The following is a 22,508-nucleotide window of genomic DNA, read 5'->3' as shown; positions in this document are numbered from 1 at the left end:
GTGATCACGTCATATCTGTCAGTGAAGGCGAAGCCGCGCGACAGCGGATCCAGTCCGGAAAAAAACACATACGGCGATTGCTTGGAGATATCTCCCCAAGGCTCCTTGGGGCGGCCGAAACTTCCATTCCCGCGACGGCGACCCGAGGCAACCTGAACCAAGCCCGCCAATCGGGGAGACTTTCCATGATTATTGAAGAAACGCCGCACGTCGGCGTGCAGAACCTGGTCAGCCTCAACGGGCTCGCATCAAGAGCGGCCTGATCGAGGAACGCGAGCTGACTGACGGGAACGATGTCGGCACCGGCTTGACCAACCCTGCGGATCACCGTCTCACCGTCCGAGTTCCCCGGCCAGATGCTCAAGCACGACCCTGGCTGCGCGACCCGGTCTTCCTGTACGCATCCCGCCGGACGCCGCAGGCTGTTCCTGTGCGAAATCGCGAACACACCCGCGTTGCAAACCACTCCGCGCCACTGGGTGCGGCCGCCTCTCGACGCCCCGTGTGGCGAAGAACATCTCAATGAAGTTCTTGTCGAATTCATCCGCGTTGGTACACAGTGGTGCTCAGATACTTCAGGCCCGAATCCACCCCAGTAAGGTCGCGACCCTGACGGTCGGTCCGAGACGCTGGCCGACCTGATCGCGCCGAGCACGTAGGCGCCTGACGACGTACCAGCGAAGAGACCCTCCTCGCGGGCCATGCGCCTGGCCATGTCCTCGGCGTCGGCGGTAGCGATCGGGACGATCTCGCCCGGCAGGTCCGGGCCCCACATCGGCGGAACGTAACCGATCCCGATGCCCTCGATGCGGTGCGCACCCCCGGCCGCCCACCGGACAGCACGGCGGACTCGGCCGGCTCGACCGCGACCACCCGTAGCGCGGATTGTGGCGCTTGAGCGGGTCGCGGCGCCGCGAAGTGAGGCCGTCGTGCCGATCGACTGGACGAACACGTCGATCCGTCCCTCGGTCTGCGTCAGATCTCATCGCAACACGCCGCGGGGGTATAGAAGACGAAAGCCGCCCCGGTGACGCGGGGTCCCCGGGGCGGCCGGCCTGCTCTCGCGGTCAGCTCACGGTGATCGCGGTGTCGTCCAGAACGAAGGACGTCTGCCTCGTATAGTCCTCGGCTCCGGTGAACTTGAGCGTGATCTGCTGGCCCGCGTACGGGGCCAGGTCGAAGGTTTTCTGGCTGTAGCCGGTGTTGTGGTCCAGGTTGGAGTACGTCGCCAGGGTCGCCAGGACGGTCCCCGCGCTGTTGAGCACCTGCACCTTGAGCGTGTCGTACTTGGTCGTCGTCGTGGTTTCGGCCGTGTCGATGTGCTGCCAGTAACTCAGCTGGTACGTCGAGCACCCGGACGGCAGCGTGACCGGCTGGGACAGCGTGTCGGTGCGCGTCGAGCCGTAACCGTCGAGCCAGGCGTCCCAGCTGCCGGTGTGGGCGGGCTCCGCGGTGTTGCTGGCGACCACACCGGACGTCGTCGACCACGGCGCCGCGCTTCCGGTTTCGAAGCCCGGGTTGCCGAGCAGTTGCCTGGGCGTGCAGCCGCTGGGGGTTGCCGTCGCCTCTGTGCTCTGCGTGCCCTCGCCGATCGAGTTCACGGCGCTGACCCGGTAGTAGTAGGGCTGGCCGTTGGTGAGACCGCTGTCGGTGCAGGAAAGCACAGCGCCGAGGCTGCCGCAGCCGCCGCTGGTCAGCAGCATTTCGCCGCCGCTCGCGGTGCCGCGGTACACGCGGTACGACGTGATGTTGACGCCTCCGTTACTTGCGGGCGCCGTCCAGTTCAGCGTCACCTGGCCGTTCCCCGGGGTGGCGGTGAGGCCGGTGGGTGCGCCCGGCGGCGCCCCGGCGATGGGCGACGCGGTGACCTGCACGGTCGACGTGGCGGTTTTCGCGGGCGACGCGCTGTCGGTGACGGTCAGCGTCGCCGTGTACGTGCCGGCGCTGTTGTAGGTGTGGCTGGGGTTCTGCGTGGTGCTCGCCGCGCTGCCGTCACCGAAGTTCCAGCTGTAGGAGTACGCCGGTGTCCCGCCGGTGGCGGTTCCGCCGAACGCGACGGTCAGCGGAACCTGGCCGGACGTCGGCGCGGCGGACGCGGAGGCCGCAAGCGGCTGGCCGACCGCGCCGACCGTGACGGCCACGCTCGACGTGGCCGTGTGCGCCGGCGAAGCGCTGTCGGTCACGGTGAGCGTCGCCGTGTAGTTGCCGGCGGCGTTGTAGGTGTGACCGGGGTTCTGCGCCGTGCTCGCCGCCGACCCGTCACCGAAGTTCCAGCTGTAGGCGTAGGGCGCCAGGCCGCCGGTCGCCGAGCCGGTGAACGACACGGTCAGTGGCGCGTTCCCGGTCGTCGGCGACGCGCCGGCCGTAGCCGACAACGGGGTGGCGCCCTGGACCCACAAGTCCTCCAGCGGGTCGCCGAGCGCGGCCTGGTCCGCGGAGGTCATCGGGAAGGTGGTCCGGCCGAGGTTGCCGTTCGGGTCGATGGCGCCGGGCGACACGTTTTGCAGGGTGCGTTCCATCGCGGCCAGCACGTTGTTGGTGCTGTAGGCGACGTGCGAGACGTAGCCCTGCTTCATGTACTTCGGGGAAGCGACCACGACGGTCGGCACGCGGTAGGTGTTGCTGATGTGGTCGGGGCCGTTGCTGCCGTTCTGGGTGTCGTCCTCGGTCACCACGATGACCGTGTTGTCCTTGTACGACGCGTTGTTCATGAGCGAGTCGACGACCTGCTTGGTGACCGCGTCGTTCTTCGGGATGTCCTGGTAGGTCCCGGGGTGGTCGTTGAACAGCTCGACGTAGGAGTACGCGGGCAAACCGTTCGTGGACACGTAGTTCCGGAAGCCGTCGCCGATGACCTGGTCGTCGTCGTTCTGCGCCTTGCAGGTGTAGTTGTTGTAGTTCAGCAGCTCCGGTACGGACGTGCCGGGCCGGTTGACCGGGAGCACCTCAGGCTTGCCCGTGCCCGGGTTCTTCCACTCGCCGCTGCCGCTGCTCAGCATCCAGTAGAAGTCACCGTTCATGACGTACGGGTACGGGCTGGTGCCGGTCGTCGTGCCGGTCTGCGTCGCGCACGGGTCCGTGCCGAGGCCGCCCGGGCTCGAGACGCCCTTGAGGAAGCGGTCGAACTGCGTCCCGGTGGTGCCCGGATAGGGCTGCTGCTGGGAGCTGGACTGGGATTGGGCGGAGAAGAGCCACCAGTGGTTCGGGCCGCTCGGCGGCTGCGTGCCGGTGCTGTAGGCGTCCATCAGCACGTTGTTCTTGGCGAGCGTGTGCAGGTTCGGGACCGAGCTGATGTGGTTCGTGCTCTGCACGGCGCCGTTGCAGCCGGCCTGCACGGTCGTGGCGCAGTCGCCGAGGTAGTCGTCGAAGGTGTGGTTCTCCCGGACCAGCACCACGAAATGGGTGAACGGCGGGAAGTACGGCGCCAGCGGATTCGACGCGGTCGTGGCCAGCGGCTGCACAAGGCCGGACCGGTTCGGGAAATTCTTCGGTTGCGGGAACTTCGTGAATTCGGCGCCGGGCGCGGCGAAAGTCGCGCCGCTGCAGTCGTAATCGTCCCCTTTGTAGGACTGTGGCCGATTTCCTTCCGGAAGGTCCTTGGCGTCGCCCGGGTCGTCGCCCGGCTGCCAGTTCTTGAGCGTGCACGAGCCGACGCCCGTGCTCGGCCGGGCTCCCGCACTGGCCGGGCCCAGTCCGAGGCCGCCCAGCAAGAGCACGACACCTGCGATGATCGCCAACCGTGACTTCCGTCTGTTCATGGGTTCTCCCAGAAGAGTCCTCGGCGAAACGGCGGTCGATGGCCGCCGAAATGGCATGGTCCGGGCGGAACCTGCCCGCCACAACCACCCACCGACTGGAATTCCCGTCCCAGCCGGTATTTTAGCGTCCCGCTAACTTTCGGAGAGTTCTCGCCTTGATCAGGTAATGTCACGTCGGCCGATTCGCCCCCCGGAGGTTTCCGCGCACGTCACTCCGGAAGACGGCGGGCTCCATGCCTGCGTGAGCGACATTGAGCCGTTCGTCCCGGGGCGCGGTCTAGCTGTTGCGGATCATGACGTTGCAACAGCCGTCCCACCCCGCGCAAGCTGATCTCATATCGGTCGGCAAGCTCCTGTCGAGTAGCACCTTCTCGGTACTGCAAGAGCAGGAGCTGCACTTTGGCCCTGCCACGACGCTCTTCGACAGTCGGCCGTGGCCCCTTGCGCTCGTCGGACCTCACGCTTCGCCGCTTGCAGTGCTTCACGGCCTTGGCCTTGACCAGCTGCTTTGTGACTTCTTCCAGGTCAACAGGAGTGAACGAGGGGCTGCATAGCGACGAAGGCTTCCGCGTGATCGCGATGCCGGGCGCCGGCATTCATGCTCACGTGACCTCTCCGCTGTCGTCGAGGATCGGGTCCGATATGGACGCTAGCTGACTGAGGCGCCCTCGGCGTGCCGTTGCGTTGCCGCGCGGAACCGTTCGAGGTAGAGGGGCCAGCCTTCGCCGGTGCCGAGGTTGGTGAAGCCCTGCCAGCCCTCGCCATGCCGGTCGAGGTGCCGGTGTTCGAGCACCACACGGGTGCGTTCGGGCGCCTCGGCCGTGAATCGGATTTCTACCTCGCTGGTGTGGTCCGGGTCGGACTCAAGCTGCCATCGTGGGCTGATGTCCCAGCTGATGACCAGCCGATGCGGTGGCTCGCACGCGAGGACCCGTGCCCAGGTGCACCGGCTGCCGTCGGTGCCGACGTCGTACACGGTGCCGCCGACCTGGGGCTCCAGCACTGTGCGTTCGATCGGCACCGCGAGCAGGTTGTGTTCGCGGGGTTTGATCTCGTCGAACCGGTCGGTGAACACGCGGAAGGCGTGCTCGACGGGGACGTCGACGACGATGTCGACCTGCAGGGCGGTCTGGTCTTGTGGAGTGGTGCTCATCGAGGTGGTGTCCCTTCCGCTGTCGTCGCGGTCGGTCGGTAGGTCCGCTCGGCCACGTCTTTGAATCTGGTCAAGGTCTTGCGCCAGTAGGAGTCGAGCTCTTGACGCATCTCATCCAGGCCGTCTGCTCGCATCTCGTACACGCGCATCCGGCCCTGCTGCTGGACGTCGACCAGCCGCGCATCCAGCAGAACTCGTAAGTGCTGCGACACCGCCGGACGACTGACCGGCAGGTCCCGCGCGATCTCGGTGACCGAGCACGGCCCGCCGGCGACACGGGCGAACACCCTGCGCCGAGTGGGATCGGCCAGGGCCTGCCACGGATCAGCGGTCGAGGTCACCATGACGCGTAAGCTACTACTTACGCGTCACGATGTCGAACACCAGCGCCGAGCAGCACGAGCTGTGCGGACGCGGCCGTCGTCGATCGGCTGCGCGTGTTCAGCATCGCGGCCAGCCTCGGCGGTGCCGAAAGCGTTATCACCCAACCGATCATCACCACCCACCACGGTCTCGACCCTGCCGACCGCGCCCGCCGCGGCATCCCACCCTTCTGCCGAGTTTTCGCAACCGTTTCCGCCGGATCCATGCGGCGACTTTCCGTTCCGGCGCAGGGAAAAACGAATGTTGGCGTCCCGAAACCCTGTCGGAGATCGCCGCATGACCCCGTCCTGTCTGCAGCGGCGCGTGATCCAGGCGGCGGCGGTCCCATCATGGGGCTGATCACCTACTTCCGCGCCGCCAAGCCGGCCTGATCGGCTCAGCGGGCGCCTCTGCCGCCGTGGGTGAGGAAGTCTCGCTCGGCGTCGGAGGGTGCCAGGGCCGCGGCTCGCTGGTAGGCGGTGTGCGCGTCGTCGTCACGGCCGAGTCGTCGCAGCAGGTCGGCTCGGGCGGCGTGGAAGGCGTAGTAGTGGTCGAGGTCCGACTCGTCCACGAGCGCGAGGGCGGCGGCGGGGCCGTGTACCTCACCGACAGCGATGGCGCGGTTGAGCACCACAACCGAGGTCGGTGCGAGAGCGAACAACTGGTCGTAGAGGGCGAGGATCTGCGGCCAGTCGGTCTGCGCGGCGGTCGCGGCGTCGGCGTGCACGGCGTTGATCGCCGCCTGGATCTGGTAGGGACCGGGCTGGTTGCGGCGCAGGCATCGGCGGACGATCGCCTGGCCTTCCCCGATCAGGGCGTGATCCCACCGGCTCGGTCCTGCTGGACGAGCAGCACGAGCGAGCCGTCCGGCCGCGTGCGCGTCGCACGCCGGGACTCGACCAGCAGGACAAGCGCGAGCAGACCGGCGACCTCTGGTTCGTCGGGCATGAGCCCGGCCAGGATCCGCGCCAGCCGGATCGCCTCCGCGCAGAGGCCCGGCCTGGTGAGTCCCGTCGTGTAGACGAGGTAGATGACGGCCAGTACCGACCGCAGCCGGCCGGGCAGTTCCTCGGCCGCCGGTATCCGGTACGGGATGCGGGCGGCCTTGATCTTGCGTTTGGCGCGGACCAGCCGTTGCGCCATGGCCGGTTCGGCCACCAGGAACGCTCGGGCGACCTCCGTGGTCGACAGGCCGCCCAGCAGCCGCAGTGTGAGCGCCACCCGTACCTCGCCGGCCAGCGCCGGATGGCAACAGGTGAAGATCAGGCGCAACCGGTCGTCCGGCACGGCGTCCACCTCCCCCAGATCGTCCTGGGCCGCCACCGCGGCCATGTCGCCGAACAGCTCCCGGCCTCGCGCATCGCGGCGCAGCCGGTCGATGGCGCGGTTGCGGGCGGTGGTGGTGATCCAGCCGCCGGGGTTGGGTGGCAACCCGCCTTCCGGCCACTTGCGCAGCGCGATGGCGAACGCCTCCTGCACCGCGTCCTCGGCGACGTCGATGTCACCGCAGAAGCCGATGACGGCGGCCACCGACCGGCCGGACTCCTCGCGGAAGATCCGGCCGACCACCGCCTCCTCGACCACCTCGGTCAAGCCATCGGCTCGTCGGCGAAGCCGGCGAACGGGCGGACCTCGATCGGCACCTGGATTGACGTAGAAGCCGCCGAGATGGTCCTTGGACTCCGCGAACGGGCCGTCGGTGGTCAGCAGTTCACCGTCGGACACGCGCACGACGGTGGCGGTGTCCGGCTCGTGCAGGCGGCCGGAGAACACCCAAGCGCCCGCCGTAGCCATCTCCCGCTCGATGTCGCCGAGGCGCGCGTGGGACTGGCGCATCTGCTCCTCGGTCATCGGCTCACGGACCTCGCCGCCTTCGCGGCTGTGCACGGACAACAGGTAGCGCGTCATAGTGCCTTCTCCTCGTGATCGGCGGCCCCATCCCACATCCTCACCCCACTACGAACGGGCCGCACCCGGATCGACACAGCAACACGAGAAATTCGGCAGGAAGGGGTGACGGTCAGTGGTGTCCGGTGACGAACACGCGGGCCTCGTCGATCAGGTCGGCCCATCAGGCCTCATCCCGGTCGTCGATGACGCCGGAACCGCGGATGACCCGTACCCGAAACGCTGTCGTGCGGGTCACAGTGACGGCGGAGACCATCAGGGTTTACATTCGCCCACGTTAGATACCCCCCAGAGGTATGCGGGTAGTGGAAATGGTGGATTCGATAGGGCACGCGCTCGCGTTGGCCGGGTCGATGACCTGGGAGATCCTGTGGGCGCTGATCCTCGGGTTCCTGTTGTCCGCAGTGGTGCAGGCGGTGGTGCGCAAGTCCACGATCGTCCGGTTGATGGGCGACGAGCGGCCGCGCACGCTCGCGGTGGCGTCGCTGCTGGGCGCGGCGTCGTCGTCGTGCTCCTACGCCGCGGTCGCGCTGACCCGCTCACTGTTCCGCAAGGGCGCGAACTTCACCGCGGCGATGGCCTTCGAGATCGGCTCCACCAATCTCGTGGTCGAGCTGGGCACCATCATGGCGCTGCTGATGGGCTGGCAGTTCACCGCCGCCGAGTTCGTCGGCGGCCCGATCATGATCGTGCTGCTCGCCCTGCTGTTCCGGATCTTCGTCCGTAAGCGCTTGATCGAGAAGGCACGCGAGCAGGCCGAGCGTGGACTGGCGGGGTCGATGGAGGGCCACGCCGCGATGGACATGTCGGTCACCGGCGAGGGTTCGTTCTGGCGGCGCCTGTTCTCGCCACGCGGGTTCACCTCGGTGGCGCACGTGTTCGTCATGGAATGGGCGGCGATCCTGCGGGACCTGGTGATCGGCCTGCTCATCGCCGGGGCGATCGGCGCGTGGGTGCCGGAGTCGTTCTGGCGGGCATTCTTCTTCACCGACCACCCGGTCATCTCCGCGTTGTGGGGTCCGATCGTCGGACCGATCGTGGCGATCCTGTCGTTCGTCTGCTCCATCGGCAACGTCCCGCTGGCCGCGGTGCTGTGGAACGGCGGCATCAGCTTCGGCGGCGTGGTCGCGTTCATCTTCGCCGACCTGCTCATTCTGCCGATCCTCAACATCTACCGGCGCTACTACGGCACACGCATGACCCTGGTCCTGCTCGGCACGTTCTACGCCGCCATGGTCGGCGCCGGCTACCTGGTGGAGCTGCTGTTCGGCGTGACCAGCCTGATCCCGCAGCAGCGCTCCGCGACGGTGATGTCGGAAGGCATCTCGTGGAACTACACCACCTGGCTCAACATCGCCTTCCTGATCCTCGCCGCCGTCCTGCTCGTCCGGTTCTTCCGCAGTGGCGGCCGGGAGATGCTGCGCATGATGGGCGGATCACCCGACGCCATGGCCGGCCACGACCACGGCGAGCACGAGCACCACGGGGCCCACGGCCATGAGGTGCAGTCCGATGACCGCCACACCGACGATGACCACCCACCACTCGGGACCAGGCGCTGAGGCCGCGGATAGTGCAGGCGGGGAACCGGGCGGTGAACCGGATCGCGCTTCGCGCCGTTGCTCTTGGTGTGCCTGCTGTCGACGACCACCCCCGCCCGGCCGGGGGAGCAATAGTCAAGACCTGTGGATGAAGATCTTTTAGGCGGCTGCGGGTGGGGTGTGTTCGGTGGGGCGTTCGACGAGTTTGCCTGCCTCGAACCGTGCGCCGGCACGGACGAGGGCGACCAGGTGGGGCGCGTTGACCGCGCGCCAGCGAGCCTGGGCCGCTTCGATGAGCTTGAATGCCATCGCCAACCCCGCCGCGCGGGAGCCAGGACCCTTGGTGACCTTGGTGCGGTGCCGCACGGTGGCGAAGGTTGACTCGATCGGGTTCGTGGTCCGCAGGTGGATCCAGTGCTCGGCCGGATAGTCGTAGAACGCCAGCAGCACGTCAATGTCGTCGGTGATCTTGGCGGCGGCCTTGGGGAACTTCGCGCCGTAGGCGGCATCGAACGCCTTCACCGCGTCCAGGGCGTGCCGGCGGTCTTCGGCGTTCCAGATCTGCGCGAGGGCCTTCTTCGCCCCGGGATGCGCGGACTTGGGCAGCGCCGCCAGCACGTTGGCGATCTTGTGGAACCAGCAGCGCTGCTCCCGGGTCTCGGGAAACACCTCCCGCAGCGCGCCCCAGAACCCCAGTGCCCCGTCGCCCGCGGCCAGCACCGGGGCACGCATCCCGCGGCGGCGGGCATCGCGCAGCAGATCCGCCCAGGACTCGGCCGACTCGCGGTACCCGTCAGCCAGCGCGACGAGCTCCTTGCGGCCGTCGGCGCGCACCCCGATCATCACCAGCAGGCACAGTTTCTGCTCTTCCAGGCGGATGTTGACGTGGATCCCGTCCGCCCACAGATAAACAAAGTCCACAGTGGACAGATCACGTTCGGCGAAGGCGCGTTGTTCGGCCTTCCACTGCTCGGTCAGCTTCGTGATCACCGGACCCGACAGGCCCTTCGCCGACCCGAGGAACTGACCCAGCGCCGGCACGAAGTCCCCCGAGGACAGGCCGTGCAGGTACAGCAAGGGCAGCACCTCGGTGATCTTCGGGGTCTTGCGTGCCCACGGCGGCAGGATCGCCGAGGAGAACCGCTCGCGTTCGCCGGTGTCGGGGTCGATGCGCTTGTCGTTGACCCGCGGCGCGGTCACCTGCACCGCGCCCGCGCTGGTCAGCACCTCGCGGGGTTCGTGGTGACCGTTGCGGACCACCAGGCGATGCCCGTTCTCGTCACGCTCGCCGGCGAACCGGGCGATGTAGGCCTCGACCTCGGCCTGCAACGCCTCGGCCAGCATCCGCCGCGCGCCTTCACGCACCAGCTCATCGATCACCGACGACACGGACGAGCCGCCCGCCGCACCATCATCACCAGCAGCAGGATCAGGGACTACGCTCAGCATCGGGTCGTACCTTCCCGGCCGACGTTGGCGCGTCGGCCATGCTTGGAAACCTCAACCGGTCACCGGGAAGGTACGCCCCCTTCCCAGCCATCCACAGGTTTCAAGCATTGCTCCGGCCGGGGCATCACGGTGGTTCTACCGTGCAGGGTTGATCTTCCCGGCACGTGCGACAGCTCCGCGATGGATGCTGCTGTCCGTGCTGGCGTTCGCCCTAATCGGGATGCACAGCCTGGTGACCGCCCATACGGCAGACGTGTCCCATGGAGGGTCGCGGATGGTCGCCACATCTGCGGAGGCGGCGTTCACACCGGCCGAAACCGTCGCGGGACCGAGTGTCGAGCAGGCGACGGCTGGGACCGATACGGAGTGCTGCCCGGACCACGATCAGGCGATGAACCACTCCGGTCCCGCCAGCCATGGCCACGACCTGCTGCACTTGTGCCTGGCTGTGCTGGTCGCCCTCGCCGGGCTGGAGTTCGGGTGGCTGTTGTGGCAACGACGCCAGACCCACACCCTCACCGCGACCCGAACCGCGCCGTGACCAGCGCCGGCCGTGGACCACCTCGCGTCCGCTCCTCCAACGAGTTGCTCTCTTCGCTTTGCGTGCTGCGGCTGTGACAGGACCCGTGCGTGCCTCTGTGCACGCACTCGCCCGCCCTGCACCGAAACGTCACCAGCTCGCAAAGGATGTAACCCGTGATGACCAGGAAGACCCTGGCCGGGACGGCTCTGGCCGCCCTGACCCTCGGCGCCGTGCTCGCTGGATGCGGCAGCGGCACCGACACCGACACCGGGCACGACATGAGCAGCATGAGCGGCTCGGCCACGACAGCGCCCGCCGCCGGGTGAGGCGATCACAACCAGGCCGATGTCGCCTTCGCCCAGCAGATGATCCCGCACCACCAGCAGGCCCTGGACATGGCCAAAATGGTGCCCAGCCGGACGGCCAACGCCAAGGTCGCCGACCTGGCCGGCCGCATCGAGAAGGCCCAAGATCCCGAGATTCAGCAGATGACCGGGTGGTTGAGCACCTGGGTGCCACAGCGACCGGCATGACCATGCCGGGCACGACCGGCGGCCAGTCGATGCCGGGCATGATGAGCGACACCGACATGACCAAGCTGCCGGGCATGAAGGGCGCCGAGTTCGACCGGATGTGGCTGCAGATGATGGTCCAGCACCACCAGGGCGCCATCGACAGGCCAAGACCGAACTGGCACAAGGTGACAACGCCGACGCCAAGGCCCTGGCGCAGAAGATCATCGACGGCCAACAGGCGGAGATCACCGAGATGAACGGACTACTCGGCCAGAGCTGACCGACGATCGCCCATCAGTTGGGGGATCCTGCACCGCGGGGTCCCCCAACCCCTGTCGGCACCTCTGCCAGGTCAGGCAGTCCCACCGTGCGATTGCAGTGGCTTGAAGACGTTGATCCCGTGTCCGTCCACACGCGACTGTCGTCCGTGCCGTGTTCAGACGCCGGGCCGCGCTCGTCGGTCAGGTTACCCCGGTGCGGCCAGGCGATATTCGGATCAGGGACGGTGGCTGGCGGCTGGCTCGGCGGAACGAGTCGGGGTGCTCTGCCGCGGGCGCGGGATCAACCGGCCCACAGTGGTCCGGAGGCTGCGGGTGAGCGTGGCACCGAGGGCGGCGCCGAGCGTGTTGAGCAGGACGTCGTCGACAGAGCTGACCCGGCCAGCATGGATGAGGAAAAGCCTGGTCTCGATGATGATCGACACGATCAACGCGGCCACCGCGATCCGCGGCACCGACTGCAGCGCGAGGATCCGGAGCGCGCAGAGCGCACCGAGCGGACTGAGCAGGACGAGGTTGCCCAGGGCCAGCTAAGGCCCGTCGTCCGCATCGAGGGTCGAGGCTGGCGCCGGGGTGCCGGTGTCAAGGGTGAGCGAAGCTCATCGCGCAGCGACGCCGTCAGGCGCCCTTGATGCCGGTGCCCCGGTGTCAAAGGGATCGCCTGCGAGGCACGGTCCACCTAGGGAAATCCCGGGTTTCTGATGATCTGCTGGCGGACTGTCCACTTCGGGCATACCGTGGGCGCTGCGTGGCGTCCGGTCGGTTGTTCAGCGGCTCAGTGATCCCGCCCACACCCCTCGTGGGCTGGGTCGTGTATGTGTCGCAGTCTGCCCCTCCCTTCCCCAGGGCCGGGCGTCACGCCCTCACGGATGTCACCTGGTCGGTGCAATGCTGTGCGAGGACGTGGAGCGCCGCGACGGCTGGGGCATCTTTCCTGGGGCGCGGCGATCGGCCCCGGTCCATGTGGTCAGGCTCCCCTCCTGGCTTGCCTGAGACCGAGTGCCGACGCCGCGCCTTCGTCGTGTTGTGCCGGGTGCGGCTTCGCTGAGAGGCGGCTGAGGAGCTTGTTCGCACTGGATGCGCCGGATGGCTGCGGGTTCCGTAGCGTGTGCGGTGCGTGGCGCTCGGGCGCCGCCGGTAGGCGCGCGATGGGGATCGGGCGCAGGGGTTACCGGCTGCACTGTGATCCGTCGTCGCATGGGCGGTGATCCGTGGACGGTCCGAGTGCCACGCCCCGGGCTGACGAACGGGCGTCATGGGGTAGAGGTCCCGGCGGCGGCGCGCGTACGGGTCGCGACCGCTCGGCGGACTCCCCCGGCGGCCGGCCGGAGCGGAGCGGGCGGCCGGTCCGCCATGGGGCGGAGCCCGCCGTACGGAAGGTGACTCCTGCGCGCCGCCGCAGGCGGCGCCTTGATCCCATAGAGCCAAATTCGGCAGGAAAGGCCGCCTCCACCGGTTGCGACTTCTTCACTCAAGTGGACTTCCAGGCGGGTGATGTGGTTGCTGAAGCGCGATAGCGTCGACTGGAGTTCAGCCTCGAGCCGCTGGATCAGCTCGTCGCTGCCGTGGACGTTCTTGTCCGTGCTGATCTGTATCTGCACGCGTCGTTCCTTTCGAAGGCCGGTCTGATTCGCCGCCGGCGTTCAGCGGTTCGACGGCGTGACTACGCTGCCGCGACCACGGGATCGGGCTTCGATCGGCGAGGACGCGGGTGAGGTCACGCAACCGAGTGTTGTTCCCGTGACCTTACTGGCCCTGGGCCGAGGTGGCGCCGGACGACACACTCCTGTCAGCTGCCACGCTCCGTGACCGCCGTCAGATCTACTGCGCCGAAGTCGGCGCAACGAACGCAGACAGTGACGATTCATTGGCTGAGAAACGACCAGATACGGAGGACAAGGTGCTCCGCCGGTTCGAGCGGCGTGTCGCAGCAGCGTCGCCTTGATGCCGCGCTGCGCGCCGGAGTCTGACTCGACGAGATGCTCCACCGACCGGATCGGTCGACGAAGTCGGACAGTATTCAGATTGTCGGCAGCCGGTTCGTCCGGCAGCGGTCGATCGGGCGCGGCGTCAGACCGCGGTGACCTTGCTCTTGTCGTAGAACTTTACTTCCCCAGTGTCCGGGAAGTGGATGCCGACACAGTAAACGTGAGCATTACCGGAGCCGAAGCTTTTGCCTTCGTCGACGACGACGCCGATATCTTCACGGTCGAGGACCTTTCACTTGCCGCGGCCCCTGTCGTTCTTCACTTACGGACTGCATGCCGTCTCCTGTTCAAAAGTCGGCCGTGTATGGCGCTAGCACTACGTGATCCCTACGCCCACGGAATACGGAAGAGGCTGGCGAGGTCGTCGGAGCCGGCGACGATGGAACGTCACGGCCTGGCCCGCGGCGTTGGCCGTGCGGCTCGCCGGTTATCAGTCAGCCGAGGGTTCCTCTGCCGCGGCGCCCCTCCGGGGGACGCAGATCGAGGCTCAGCCGATAACCGGGTTAGCCGTGACGTCGGGCCGGGAATCCCGCTTGGCGTGGTGCCACCCGAGACACGCTGGAGCCAGCCACGTCCTCGCCGGGACGGGCAGCGACATCACGGAAAGGCGGACACTCATGACTGCCGATCGGCCGGTGAGCCGGGAGAGCGAATTCTGCGAAGAGGTCCGGTCCGCGGTTCCCTACGGACTCCGGGTCGCGGCCGCTGTCTCCGGGCGCTTGCTGGCCGTGGCGGCAGCTCCGACGGTGGTGGGATTCGTGGCCGTCAAGCTGGCCTTGGTGCTGGTCCCGGTCGCCGTGGCACTGCTGCTCGCCGGCCTGTTCTCCCCGGCCGTTTCCTGGTTGGCCAGGAAGAATGTTGCCGCGGGCCGGCGACCGCGATCGTGCTGGTCGTCGGGCTCGCCCTGGCCGGCGGCGTGGTCACGTTCGTCGTCATCACCGTCACCGTCGGCATGCCTGGGCTGATCGACCAGGTCACCGCGAGCCTGACCGACCTGCACACCTGGCTGCGGGCCGGCCCCTGCGCCTGAGGCCGGGCCAGCTCGACGAGATGCTCGGCAACCTGACCGCGATGCTCGGCCGGAACAAGTCGGCGAGCGCGTCGGGCGCGCTCACCACCGCGGTGACCGTCGGCGAGTTGCTCGCCGAGTCCCTGCTCGTGGTGTTCTGCCTGATCTTCTTCCTCGCACAGAGCAGCGCTATTTGGAGGTTCGTGCCCCGGGCCGCGCCGGCACGCCTGCGCGACCGCGTCGACGTCGCCGGCCGTACCGCGCACGTAGATACTGACCACAACGAAGGGCGGGTCACCCGGATAGTTGTCGTCGCGGCTGGTCAAGGTGGGGTTCAGGAATGCGCGGCGGTGACCTGCTTCCACCCCGCGCCGTTTGGTGCAGGTCCGGGGCAGCGGCGTGGCCGTGGTGCCGGTGGTGTTGTCCCGCAGAGTGGCGGTGGCCCAGTCGGAGGTGACGGTGTCCGGGCAAGTCACCGAGTACCAGAAGGACAGTTGCGTCGAGCCGCTCGGAGCGGTGAAATTCTGCGCGATCGACGAGGAGCCACTCGGCGAGGTGGATGCGACCCGGGCCGCGTAGGTGCCGCCGTGCGCGCCCGAATTCACGATCGCGGTCGTCCCGGTGGCGGTCCACCCACTGAGGTTCCCGGCTTCGAAGTCGCCGTTGACGATCGGGTGTCGCGGCGGACGCTGCGGTGGCCGGAACGACAAGTGCCGCGGCGCTGAGCGCTAGTACGCATAGAGGCGAAACGGTCTGACACGCATGCGACTGCCTCGATTCCTGGATGGAGCGATGAGGCCGGACTCCGCGGCGTCCCCTCGCTCCGGGAGATCCGGTCACGGAAACAGCCTGCGAATACTGAGAAGCCCGGACGGTGGCCGACAGGGCTCTTGACCGGTACAGGACTATCCGCCGCGACCGAACGGCGGAGTCTTGGCCGTACGCTGACAAGTCCACAATGGACTCATTGGGCCGACGCACTCCGTCAACGGTCAGCATGGCACCCGACCCGTACAGGACTGTGCACACAGGACACGGCCGGCCGGCGACAGGGCAACGTCGAGCATATCCGCTCCAGTCTCGGACTACGGGCGCGACCGGCCGTGCCAACCATCCAATGCCCAGTCAATGACCGGAACGTGTTGGCTTGTAACGGATTTCGTGGCGACTCAGTAGCCGTTCGCTCTGCTCCATGCGGTGATCCTACAAGCGCCTCGACCGCGGCACACCGGCTGCGATTCGGCAATCCCAACCCGGCCGATCCGGTGGGCCTGGCCGGGTGCCCACCGGATCATGCGGTCGCGAACGAAGCGGCGAATCAGAAAGTTCTACAGGAATGTAGATGTTCAGGGGCACGCCACCTCCCGGCCCGACGTCGGTCATCACCCCGCCACCGTTCGCGATGAGCATGGCCGGGGTCCGGCCCGCCGGCCGGTTTCCGCGCGGCGAAAGGATTTTCATGACATCGGTGACGAACGCCCGAATTCGGACGGCTGCCGGGCCGGTGGTCGCCGTCGCCGCGACACTGGCCTCACTCGGCTTCGCCGTCCCCGCCGCCGCAACCCCGGCGACGGGTGCCTCCAGCGTGACGGTTCCGGCCGGGTTCACCGCGGCGATCTTCGCATCCAGCACGACGCTCACCAAGCCCGACGACATCGCCCGGCTCGGTGAGAACCTTTTCGTCGCCTTCCAGAACGGTGTCGGCAGCCAGGGCGAACCAGCGCCGTCCGGCCGGACCACCAGCACCGTCGTCGAGTACAACCGGCAGGGCCGGGAGGTGGCGCACTGGGACCTGACCGGGAAGATCGACGGCCTCGGCGCCGACCCGCGCGCCCACCGGGTCATCGCGACCGTGAACGAAGACGGCAACAGCAGCATCACCACGATCGAGCCGGAACGCGGTGAAGCCGAAGTCACGCACTACGCCTACAGCCCGGACCCGCTCCCCCACGGCGGCGGCACGGACAGCGTCACCGTCCGCGGCGGCGTGGTCTACCTCGCGGCGTCCGCTCCGGCGACGGATGCCCACGGCAGCACAGCGGGCAAACCCGCGATGTACCGAGTGGAGTTTTCGGGTAAGACCGCGAAGCTGACGTCCGTCTTCACCGACGACGTCACCGCCACCGATCTGGTCACCGGCGCCAAGGCACCGCTCAACCTCACCGACCCCGACTCCAGCTGCGCGGTACCGCGGACCGTGCCCGGTGTCGGCGGCAGTCTCATGCTGGTAGGACAGGCTGACAAGCAGCTGGTCTTCGTGCGCCACCCGGGTACGCGCGAACAGAGCGCTTCCGTGCTGCCGCTCGGCTCCGAGGTCGACGACACGACGTTCACCACGGCCGCCCGCGGAACGCTCTACGTGGTGGACAACGCGACCGGACAAATCGTCGCGATCACCGGGAACTTCAAGCGGGGACAGGCTTTCGCGTCGGCGGCTGGGCTGAGCACGGTTGACCTGTCCTCCGGCCGAGTCACCCCGTTCGGCAGCGGCATCGCGACTCCCAAGGGGCTGCTTTTCGTGCCTGCGGACAACGGGGACGACGACCGGCACGACGGCTGATCATAGCGATCCGGCCGCGTGGTGCCGGAGCCCGGATGCGAAGAAAGGAGCGCTCATGTTCCGATATGCCCGTGTTGTGCTCGCGCTTTCGCTGGCGGTCGCCGGCTCGGTGGGCCTGGCGCCACCCGGCGCCGCGGCGCAGCCCACCGGCGGGACGGCTGTTCCGCGCTACGACCACGTGTTCCTCGTCGTCGAGGAGAACCACGGATTCGCCGACGTCATCGGCGATCCGGCCGCGCCGAATCTCAATGCCCTCGCGCAGCAGTACGGCCTCGCAACCAACTACTACGCCGTCGCACACCCCAGTGAGCCCAACTATGTCGCCATGCTGGGCGGAAGCACCTTCGGCGTCGGCAACGACAACCCCTACTACCTCAACCGCGTCGACCGGCCGAGCCTGATCAGCCAGCTCAACCACGCCGGGACGAGCTGGAAAGCGTATCTGCAGGGCCTGCCGCACCCCGGCTATCAGGGCATCTGCTACCCGGCCAACTGCAACGGCGCACCGGACAAGGATCCGCTGTACGTCGCCAAGCACAACCCGATCCCGAACTTCACCACGTCGCTCAACGCCCAGGACTGGTCGCGGCAGGTACCGGTCGAACAACTCGGCACCGACCTGGCCCGCGGCAACGTGCCGTCCTTCGGCCTGGTCATCCCCGACGAGTGCCACGACCAGCACGGCGATCCGCCCTACTGCGTCGACTCGGGCACCCCCGGCGACCCGCAGGACCAGCACCTGGTCGCCGTCGGCGACCGGTACCTCGGCCAGCTCGTGAGCACGATCACCGGCGCGAACTTCTGGGCGAAAGGCAACAACGCGATCGCCGTCGTCTACGACGAAGGCGACGACAACACCGGAGGCGGCGGCAAGACCGCGACGGTCGTCGTGACGAGCCACGGACCACGCAAAGTGCAGGATCCCACCGCCTACAGCCACTATTCGCTGCTCCAGACGCTGCAGCGCACGTTCGGCCTCGGCTGCCTCGAACTGACCTGCGACACCCGCACCGTCACCTCGCTGAGCCCGCTGCTGACCGTCACCGGCGCGCCCGCCGTGGCCACCGAACCGCTCCCGGTCCCCTCCTTCGCGACCCCCACGCCGTCCCCGGCCGAGCCGGTCAGGACGATCCCCGGAACCGCGGCGGGCGGGGGCTGGCGGGTCCAAGACGCTCCCAAGCTCGGCACGGCGGACAACACCTTCGGCGCCGTCAGCGCGGTCTCACCGCAGGACGTCTGGGCCGTGGGTAACTTCCTGCCCGACACCCCCGGCAGCAATCCCGACGCCACCCTGAGCCTCGCCGCCCACTTCGACGGCACCCGTTGGACGTCGACCCCGACGCCGAACGTCGGTCCCGACTACAACACCCTCTTCGGAGTCGCGGCCGCACCGGGTCACGCTTGGGCCGTCGGCGTGCGGCTCGACCGCGATTACCACGCGCACAGCCTGATCGAGAGCTGGGACGGCAAGTCCTGGCAGGTCGTACCGACGCCCGAACTGGGCACCACCCGCGACCTGCTGTTGTCGGCCACCGCGGTGTCGGCCGACGACGTCTGGGCCGTCGGCGAGCAGCAGGACCGCTCCGGCCGCTTCGCCACGCTTGTCGAGCACTGGGACGGACACCGCTGGTCGGCCGAGCCGTCGCCGGACCCCGGCGCCACCGGCAACCACCTGACGAGCGTCGCCGCCGACGGCCCCAGCGACGTCTGGGCGGTCGGCCAGCGCAACGGGACCACGAGCGACGAGCCACTGGTCGAACATTGGGACGGACACCGCTGGAGCGTGGTTCCGACTCCGGGCTCCGCCGGAGCGGTTCTCGACGGCGTCGCCGTGCACGGCAAGGACGTCTGGACCGTCGGGCAGACGGACAACGCCGGGCAACAGGGCCGGCCGCTGATCGGGCACCTGCACGAGGGCATCTGGTCCACGGAGGTGCTCGCGGCCACCGGTTCCGCGTTCAGCAATCTCACCGGCGTGGCCGTCGCCGAGGACACTGTGTGGGCGGTCGGCACCTTCTACGATCCGGTGACCGCGACGCAGAAAAGCCTCGTGGTCCGCAGGAACCGCGACGGCTGGCAAGCGGTTCCGACGCCCGGTCACGGCTCCGGCGACACCGTGCTCGGCGGAATCTCCGCCACCGGCGGACACGCCTGGGCGGTGGGCTATGACAAGAACGCGAGCGGCCGCGACCCGCTGATCGAATACCACCACGAGCACTGACCGCGGACGGGCCTGCTCACCCGGTGGCGCCGGGTGGCCCCGCGGCCGGTACTCGGGAGGAAAGTGATCTGGCATCCCTCAGCGATAGCCAATTAAGTATCCCTGAGCCGGGACGCTTCTCGTGGGGTAAAAGGGCGATGGGACTGGCGGTCACGCGGTCGGTGGCACGAGATGTCGTGGTCGCGGTCGGAGCACAGTTTCCCGGATTTCTTCACGGGCGGTCTTGTCGTCCAGGGTGCCCGCCTGGTTCCGCTCAAGCTGCCACAACGGATCTGCGGTCTCCTGCCGGTTCCGGCGTCGCGGCGCCGGAACCGGCGGCCTGGCGGAACCCGTTGCCCCGAAGCGCGCATCATGCATGTCGAAGCTGTCGTCATTGCGGCGTCCGTTGGCGCGCTGCCCGGGTTTTGGTAGTGCGTCGGCGGAGCTCCGGCTGTGCGAGTGCCGGAGGGACGTAGGCAACGTCGACCGGTCCGACGTCGGTTCCCGGCGGCACGGTCTCGTCGATGCGGTCGAGCAGGTTGTCGTCGAGGAGCGTGCCGGCTCCCGCGAGCAGGCCATCGAGCTGCTCGGGCGTGCGTGGGCCGATGATCGCCGAGGTGACCGCCGGGTGGGCGATCACGAACGCCAGGGCGAGGTGGGGCAGCGACAGCCCGGCCTGTTCGGCGAGCTGGGCGAGTGCTTCGACGGCGTCGTGCTTGCGTTCGTCGGTCATGTGCTGCCGCGCCCAGCGCAGGCGACCGGCCGACGCCCTTTCCGCGCTGCCCTTACGGAGGCGACCGGCGAGCAGGCCCATCGCCAGCGGGCTCCACACCAGGACACCCAGCCCGTAGCGCTCGCAGACCGGCAGGATCTCGCGTTCGATCCCGCGGTTGAGGATCGAGTAATGCGGCTGCTCGGAGCGGAAGCGGGCCACCCGCACCGTTCGGCCACCCACTGGGCTTCGACGATGTCCGACGCAGGCAGATTGGAGTGGCCGATCGCGCGTACCTTGCCCGCGCGCAGCAGGTCGGTCAGCGCGCCGAGGGTTTCCTCGACGTCAGTGCCGGGTTCAGGGTGGTGGGCCTGGTAGAGGTCGATGTGGTCGACACCCAGGCGGCGCAGCGACCCTTCGACGGCGGAAACGATCCACCGGCGGGAACTGCCGCGCTGGTTGGGGCCGGATCCCATCGGGCCGTTGAACTTCGTGGCCAGGACGACGTCGTCGCGGCGGCCGCGCAGGGCTTTCCCGACGATCTTCTCGGATTCGCCGTCGCCGCCGTAGACGTCGGCGGTGTCGATGACGTTGATGCCGCCGTCGAGGGCGCGGTGGACGATGCGCACGCAGTCGTCGGGATCGGGGTTGCCGTACGGCCCGAACATCATCGTGCCCAGGGCGTAGGCGCTGACCTGGATGCCGGTCCGGCCGAGCGGGCGGGTCTGCATGGGGATTCTCCTGTGCGGTGGAGGAGTGCGGCCGGTCCCGGCCGCACTCCTCGCGGGGGTTGGTCAGGCCTGGGTGTACTCGGCCGCGACGTCGACGATCCACGTGACGCCGAAGCGGTCGGCGAGCATCCCGAAGGCGGGCGCCCACTGGGCGGGGCCGAACGCCTCGATCACGGTCGCGCCCTTGGCGAGGCCCTCCCACACGGGGGTGACCTCGTCGATGCTCTCGCCGCGGACGGAGAGGAAGTACGGCTCCTCGGTGATCGTGGTGCCGTTTTCGCGACGCGTGCTGGGTGCGCCCGGGGCCGCCGGCGTCTGCTCACCGGCCACGTCGTAGGCCATGACCCGGAAGCCGTTGTCGGCGACGACCTGGCCGAACACGACGTTCGTGGCGCCGGGCAGCTCGGCGGGCATCCCGAAGTCGGCGTAGGTGGCGAGGGTGAGCCGCCCGCCGAACACCGACTGGTAGAACTCCAGGGCTTCGCGGGCCTAGCCGTGGAAGTTCAGGTGGGCGACAGCGTTGAGCGACACGGTGTTCCGGTCCTTCACGAGTGGTTTCTGGCGCCGGAGGCTTCCGGCGACCAGAACCACGATGTCACCAATACCGGTCAGAGAACGTCCGCTACTTGTGGCATGGTGAAAACATGCCGATCGCCTCCTCGACGACGACCTCCAGTCGGCTGCTGTCACTGCTGTCCCTGCTGCAGGCCCGCCGTGACTGGCCGGGCGGCCTGCTCGCCGAGCGGCTGGGCGTCAGCGAGCGGACAGTGCGCCGCGACGTCGACCGGCTGCGCGAGCTGGGTTACCCAGTGCAGGCGGTCAAGGGCCCCGACGGCGGCTACCGGCTCGAAGCGGGCAGTCAGCTGCCGCCACTGCTGTTCGACGAGGAGCTGGCCGTGGCGCTGCGGATCGCCGTCGGGACGGGCGCGGGCATCGAGGAGGCGGCCGCGCGGGCCCTGGCCACAGTGCGGCAGGTGTTGCCGTCGCGGTTGCGGCAGCGCGTCGATGCCATCGAGATCAGCGCGGCCGGGCACGGCGCCGATCCCCGTGCGCTTGCCAGCGACGTCCGAGTGCCACGCACCGCACACGCTACGGAAAAGTCGATCACCCGGCGAATCCGGAGCACACGAAGCCGCCGCACCCCAAACCAGTCGGGGTGCGGCGGGTCGACGCGCTGGGATCAGTCCTTGTGGGTGACGCTCTTGACGGCGTCCTTGATCTTCTCGCCCGCCTGCTTCAGCGAGCCCTTCGCCTGGTCCGCCTTGCCCTCAGCCTGCCACTGCTCGTTGCCCGTGGCGTCACCGACGGCTTCCTTGGCGCGGCCCTTGAGCTCTTCGCCCTTGTTCTCCAGCTTGTCGTTCATGACGTGCACCTTCCCTTGCGGCGACGTATCCCGATCAGCCAGTCGCCAAAAATTGATCTACATGGAGATACCCCATTTCGACGACGCCTAAGCCTCACCGGTCTCCTGACGCCCACCCGCCCACAGCCAAACCACGTGACAGGTCGCGGCGCGCCAGCAATCAGAGCCGACGAACCAGGCTGCGCGACACGCAGCGCTGAACCACAGCGGTGATGGCGCTCTCCGAGATGGGCCAGCCATGCTCTCCGAAATGGGCCAGCTGAGGAGTGCAGCGTAACCGGTGTCAGCGGCGGAGCGGGATCACTCCGTCGGGTGCCGCGACGGGCATCTGCGGCCGGGCCGCTTCGGGGGTGGTGAGCAGCGCGACGATGGTGACCGGGCCGCCGCAGTGCGGGCAGTCCCGCTGGGCCGCAATGCGCGGCAGCGGCGCCGCAGGCGCCGGCGGGGTCGCCGCCGG

The 22,508-nt window shown here is 68.3% G+C and carries 14 protein-coding genes and 5 pseudogenes; 9 read left to right on the top strand and 10 right to left on the bottom strand.

Going from position 1 to position 22,508, the window contains the following annotated elements:
- Positions 1-1,067: 1,067 nt before the first annotated feature.
- The 3 genes from OG738_RS21840 to OG738_RS21830 all read right to left on the bottom strand — a co-directional run bounded on the left by OG738_RS21840 (position 1,068) and on the right by OG738_RS21830 (position 5,255).
- Entirely contained in the window at positions 1,068-3,758 is a 2,691-nt protein-coding gene (locus OG738_RS21840) for a PKD domain-containing protein (protein WP_329056243.1), read from the bottom strand.
- A 649-nt stretch (positions 3,759-4,407) separates the two neighbouring features.
- Positions 4,408-4,911 carry an SRPBCC family protein gene (locus tag OG738_RS21835; protein ID WP_329056242.1) on the bottom strand — a complete coding sequence of 168 codons (504 nt, stop codon included), beginning with the start codon at positions 4,909-4,911 and terminating at the stop codon, positions 4,408-4,410.
- Positions 4,908-5,255 carry an ArsR/SmtB family transcription factor gene (locus OG738_RS21830; protein ID WP_329056241.1) on the bottom strand — a complete coding sequence of 116 codons (348 nt, stop codon included), beginning with the start codon at positions 5,253-5,255 and terminating at the stop codon, positions 4,908-4,910. The genes OG738_RS21835 and OG738_RS21830 overlap by 4 nt, the downstream gene beginning before the upstream one ends.
- Positions 5,256-5,336: 81 nt before the next feature.
- On the opposite strand from OG738_RS21830, the pseudogene OG738_RS21825 reads away from it, so the two are divergent.
- Positions 5,337-5,666 (top strand): annotated as a pseudogene (locus tag OG738_RS21825) (PLP-dependent transferase); the annotation flags it as partial.
- Between the two features lie 5 nt (positions 5,667-5,671).
- Here OG738_RS21825 and OG738_RS21820 read toward each other — a convergent pair.
- Positions 5,672-6,867: pseudogene (locus OG738_RS21820) on the bottom strand (RNA polymerase sigma factor).
- Positions 6,868-7,493: 626 nt separating this feature from the next.
- Between OG738_RS21820 and OG738_RS21815 the strand changes: the two are divergent.
- Entirely contained in the window at positions 7,494-8,744 is a 1,251-nt protein-coding gene (locus OG738_RS21815) for a permease (protein ID WP_329056240.1), read from the top strand.
- Positions 8,745-8,882: 138 nt separating this feature from the next.
- Here the strand turns inward: OG738_RS21815 and OG738_RS21810 are convergent, their stop codons facing one another.
- Positions 8,883-10,172, bottom strand: a complete 1,290-nt coding sequence (locus tag OG738_RS21810; protein ID WP_329056239.1) for an IS256 family transposase — start codon at positions 10,170-10,172, stop codon at positions 8,883-8,885.
- Between the two features lie 184 nt (positions 10,173-10,356).
- Between OG738_RS21810 and OG738_RS21805 the strand changes: the two genes are divergently transcribed.
- Entirely contained in the window at positions 10,357-10,713 is a 357-nt protein-coding gene (locus OG738_RS21805) for a hypothetical protein (protein ID WP_329056238.1), read from the top strand.
- Positions 10,714-10,871: 158 nt separating this feature from the next.
- Positions 10,872-11,490 (top strand): annotated as a pseudogene (locus OG738_RS21800) (DUF305 domain-containing protein).
- A gap of 216 nt (positions 11,491-11,706) precedes the next feature.
- On the opposite strand, the gene OG738_RS21795 reads toward OG738_RS21800, so the two are convergent.
- Entirely contained in the window at positions 11,707-12,012 is a 306-nt protein-coding gene (locus tag OG738_RS21795; RefSeq protein WP_329056789.1) for a VanZ family protein, read from the bottom strand.
- Positions 12,013-12,741: 729 nt separating this feature from the next.
- Entirely contained in the window at positions 12,742-13,089 is a 348-nt protein-coding gene (locus OG738_RS21790; RefSeq protein WP_329056237.1) for a hypothetical protein, read from the bottom strand.
- A gap of 1,270 nt (positions 13,090-14,359) precedes the next feature.
- On the opposite strand from OG738_RS21790, the gene OG738_RS21785 reads away from it, so the two are divergent.
- The 4 genes from OG738_RS21785 to OG738_RS21770 all read left to right on the top strand — a co-directional run bounded on the left by OG738_RS21785 (position 14,360) and on the right by OG738_RS21770 (position 19,266).
- Positions 14,360-14,506, top strand: coding sequence for a hypothetical protein (locus OG738_RS21785; RefSeq protein ID WP_329056236.1), 147 nt, complete (start codon positions 14,360-14,362; stop codon positions 14,504-14,506).
- Positions 14,507-14,884: 378 nt separating this feature from the next.
- The gene (locus OG738_RS21780; RefSeq protein WP_329056235.1) at positions 14,885-15,064 is read left to right on the top strand and encodes a hypothetical protein; all 180 of its coding nucleotides are present in this window, start codon (positions 14,885-14,887) and stop codon (positions 15,062-15,064) included.
- A gap of 880 nt (positions 15,065-15,944) precedes the next feature.
- Complete coding sequence (locus OG738_RS21775; protein WP_329056234.1) at positions 15,945-17,045, top strand: hypothetical protein; 1,101 nt, start codon at positions 15,945-15,947, stop codon at positions 17,043-17,045.
- Positions 17,046-17,100: 55 nt separating this feature from the next.
- Complete coding sequence (locus OG738_RS21770) at positions 17,101-19,266, top strand: alkaline phosphatase family protein (RefSeq protein ID WP_329056233.1); 2,166 nt, start codon at positions 17,101-17,103, stop codon at positions 19,264-19,266.
- A 370-nt stretch (positions 19,267-19,636) separates the two neighbouring features.
- Here OG738_RS21770 and OG738_RS21765 read toward each other — a convergent pair.
- Together OG738_RS21765 and OG738_RS21760 are read right to left on the bottom strand one after the other, a co-directional pair.
- Positions 19,637-20,688 (bottom strand): annotated as a pseudogene (locus tag OG738_RS21765) (aldo/keto reductase).
- 63 nt (positions 20,689-20,751) lie between these two features.
- Positions 20,752-21,165 (bottom strand): VOC family protein, encoded by a 414-nt coding sequence (locus tag OG738_RS21760; protein ID WP_329056788.1) that lies wholly within the window; start codon positions 21,163-21,165, stop codon positions 20,752-20,754.
- A 167-nt stretch (positions 21,166-21,332) separates the two neighbouring features.
- Between OG738_RS21760 and OG738_RS21755 the strand changes: the two are divergent.
- Positions 21,333-21,728 (top strand): annotated as a pseudogene (locus OG738_RS21755) (helix-turn-helix transcriptional regulator); the annotation flags it as partial.
- 140 nt (positions 21,729-21,868) lie between these two features.
- On the opposite strand, the gene OG738_RS21750 reads toward OG738_RS21755, so the two are convergent.
- The gene (locus OG738_RS21750; protein ID WP_329056232.1) at positions 21,869-22,051 is read right to left on the bottom strand and encodes a CsbD family protein; all 183 of its coding nucleotides are present in this window, start codon (positions 22,049-22,051) and stop codon (positions 21,869-21,871) included.
- Between the last annotated feature and the right edge of the window lie 457 nt (positions 22,052-22,508).

The organism is Amycolatopsis sp. NBC_01488 (assembly GCF_036227105.1).
Taxonomy (GTDB): Bacteria; Actinomycetota; Actinomycetes; order Mycobacteriales; family Pseudonocardiaceae; genus Amycolatopsis.
The sequence above is the reverse complement of the archived record's forward strand: the minus strand, read 5'-3'. Positions and strand labels throughout refer to the sequence as shown.

What these genes read in the sequence shown, in the direction of transcription:
- OG738_RS21835 (WP_329056242.1), bottom strand. Translation starts at nt 4,911, where the DNA reads ATGAGCACCACTCCACAAGACCAGACCGCCCTGCAGGTCGACATCGTC.
- OG738_RS21750 (WP_329056232.1), bottom strand. Translation starts at nt 22,051, where the DNA reads ATGAACGACAAGCTGGAGAACAAGGGCGAAGAGCTCAAGGGCCGCGCC.
- OG738_RS21815 (WP_329056240.1), top strand. Translation starts at nt 7,494, where the DNA reads ATGGTGGATTCGATAGGGCACGCGCTCGCGTTGGCCGGGTCGATGACC.
- OG738_RS21805 (WP_329056238.1), top strand. Translation starts at nt 10,357, where the DNA reads ATGCTGCTGTCCGTGCTGGCGTTCGCCCTAATCGGGATGCACAGCCTG.
- OG738_RS21775 (WP_329056234.1), top strand. Translation starts at nt 15,945, where the DNA reads ATGACATCGGTGACGAACGCCCGAATTCGGACGGCTGCCGGGCCGGTG.
- OG738_RS21840 (WP_329056243.1), bottom strand. Translation starts at nt 3,758, where the DNA reads ATGAACAGACGGAAGTCACGGTTGGCGATCATCGCAGGTGTCGTGCTC.
- OG738_RS21770 (WP_329056233.1), top strand. Translation starts at nt 17,101, where the DNA reads ATGTTCCGATATGCCCGTGTTGTGCTCGCGCTTTCGCTGGCGGTCGCC.
- OG738_RS21810 (WP_329056239.1), bottom strand. Translation starts at nt 10,172, where the DNA reads ATGCTGAGCGTAGTCCCTGATCCTGCTGCTGGTGATGATGGTGCGGCG.
- OG738_RS21830 (WP_329056241.1), bottom strand. Translation starts at nt 5,255, where the DNA reads ATGGTGACCTCGACCGCTGATCCGTGGCAGGCCCTGGCCGATCCCACT.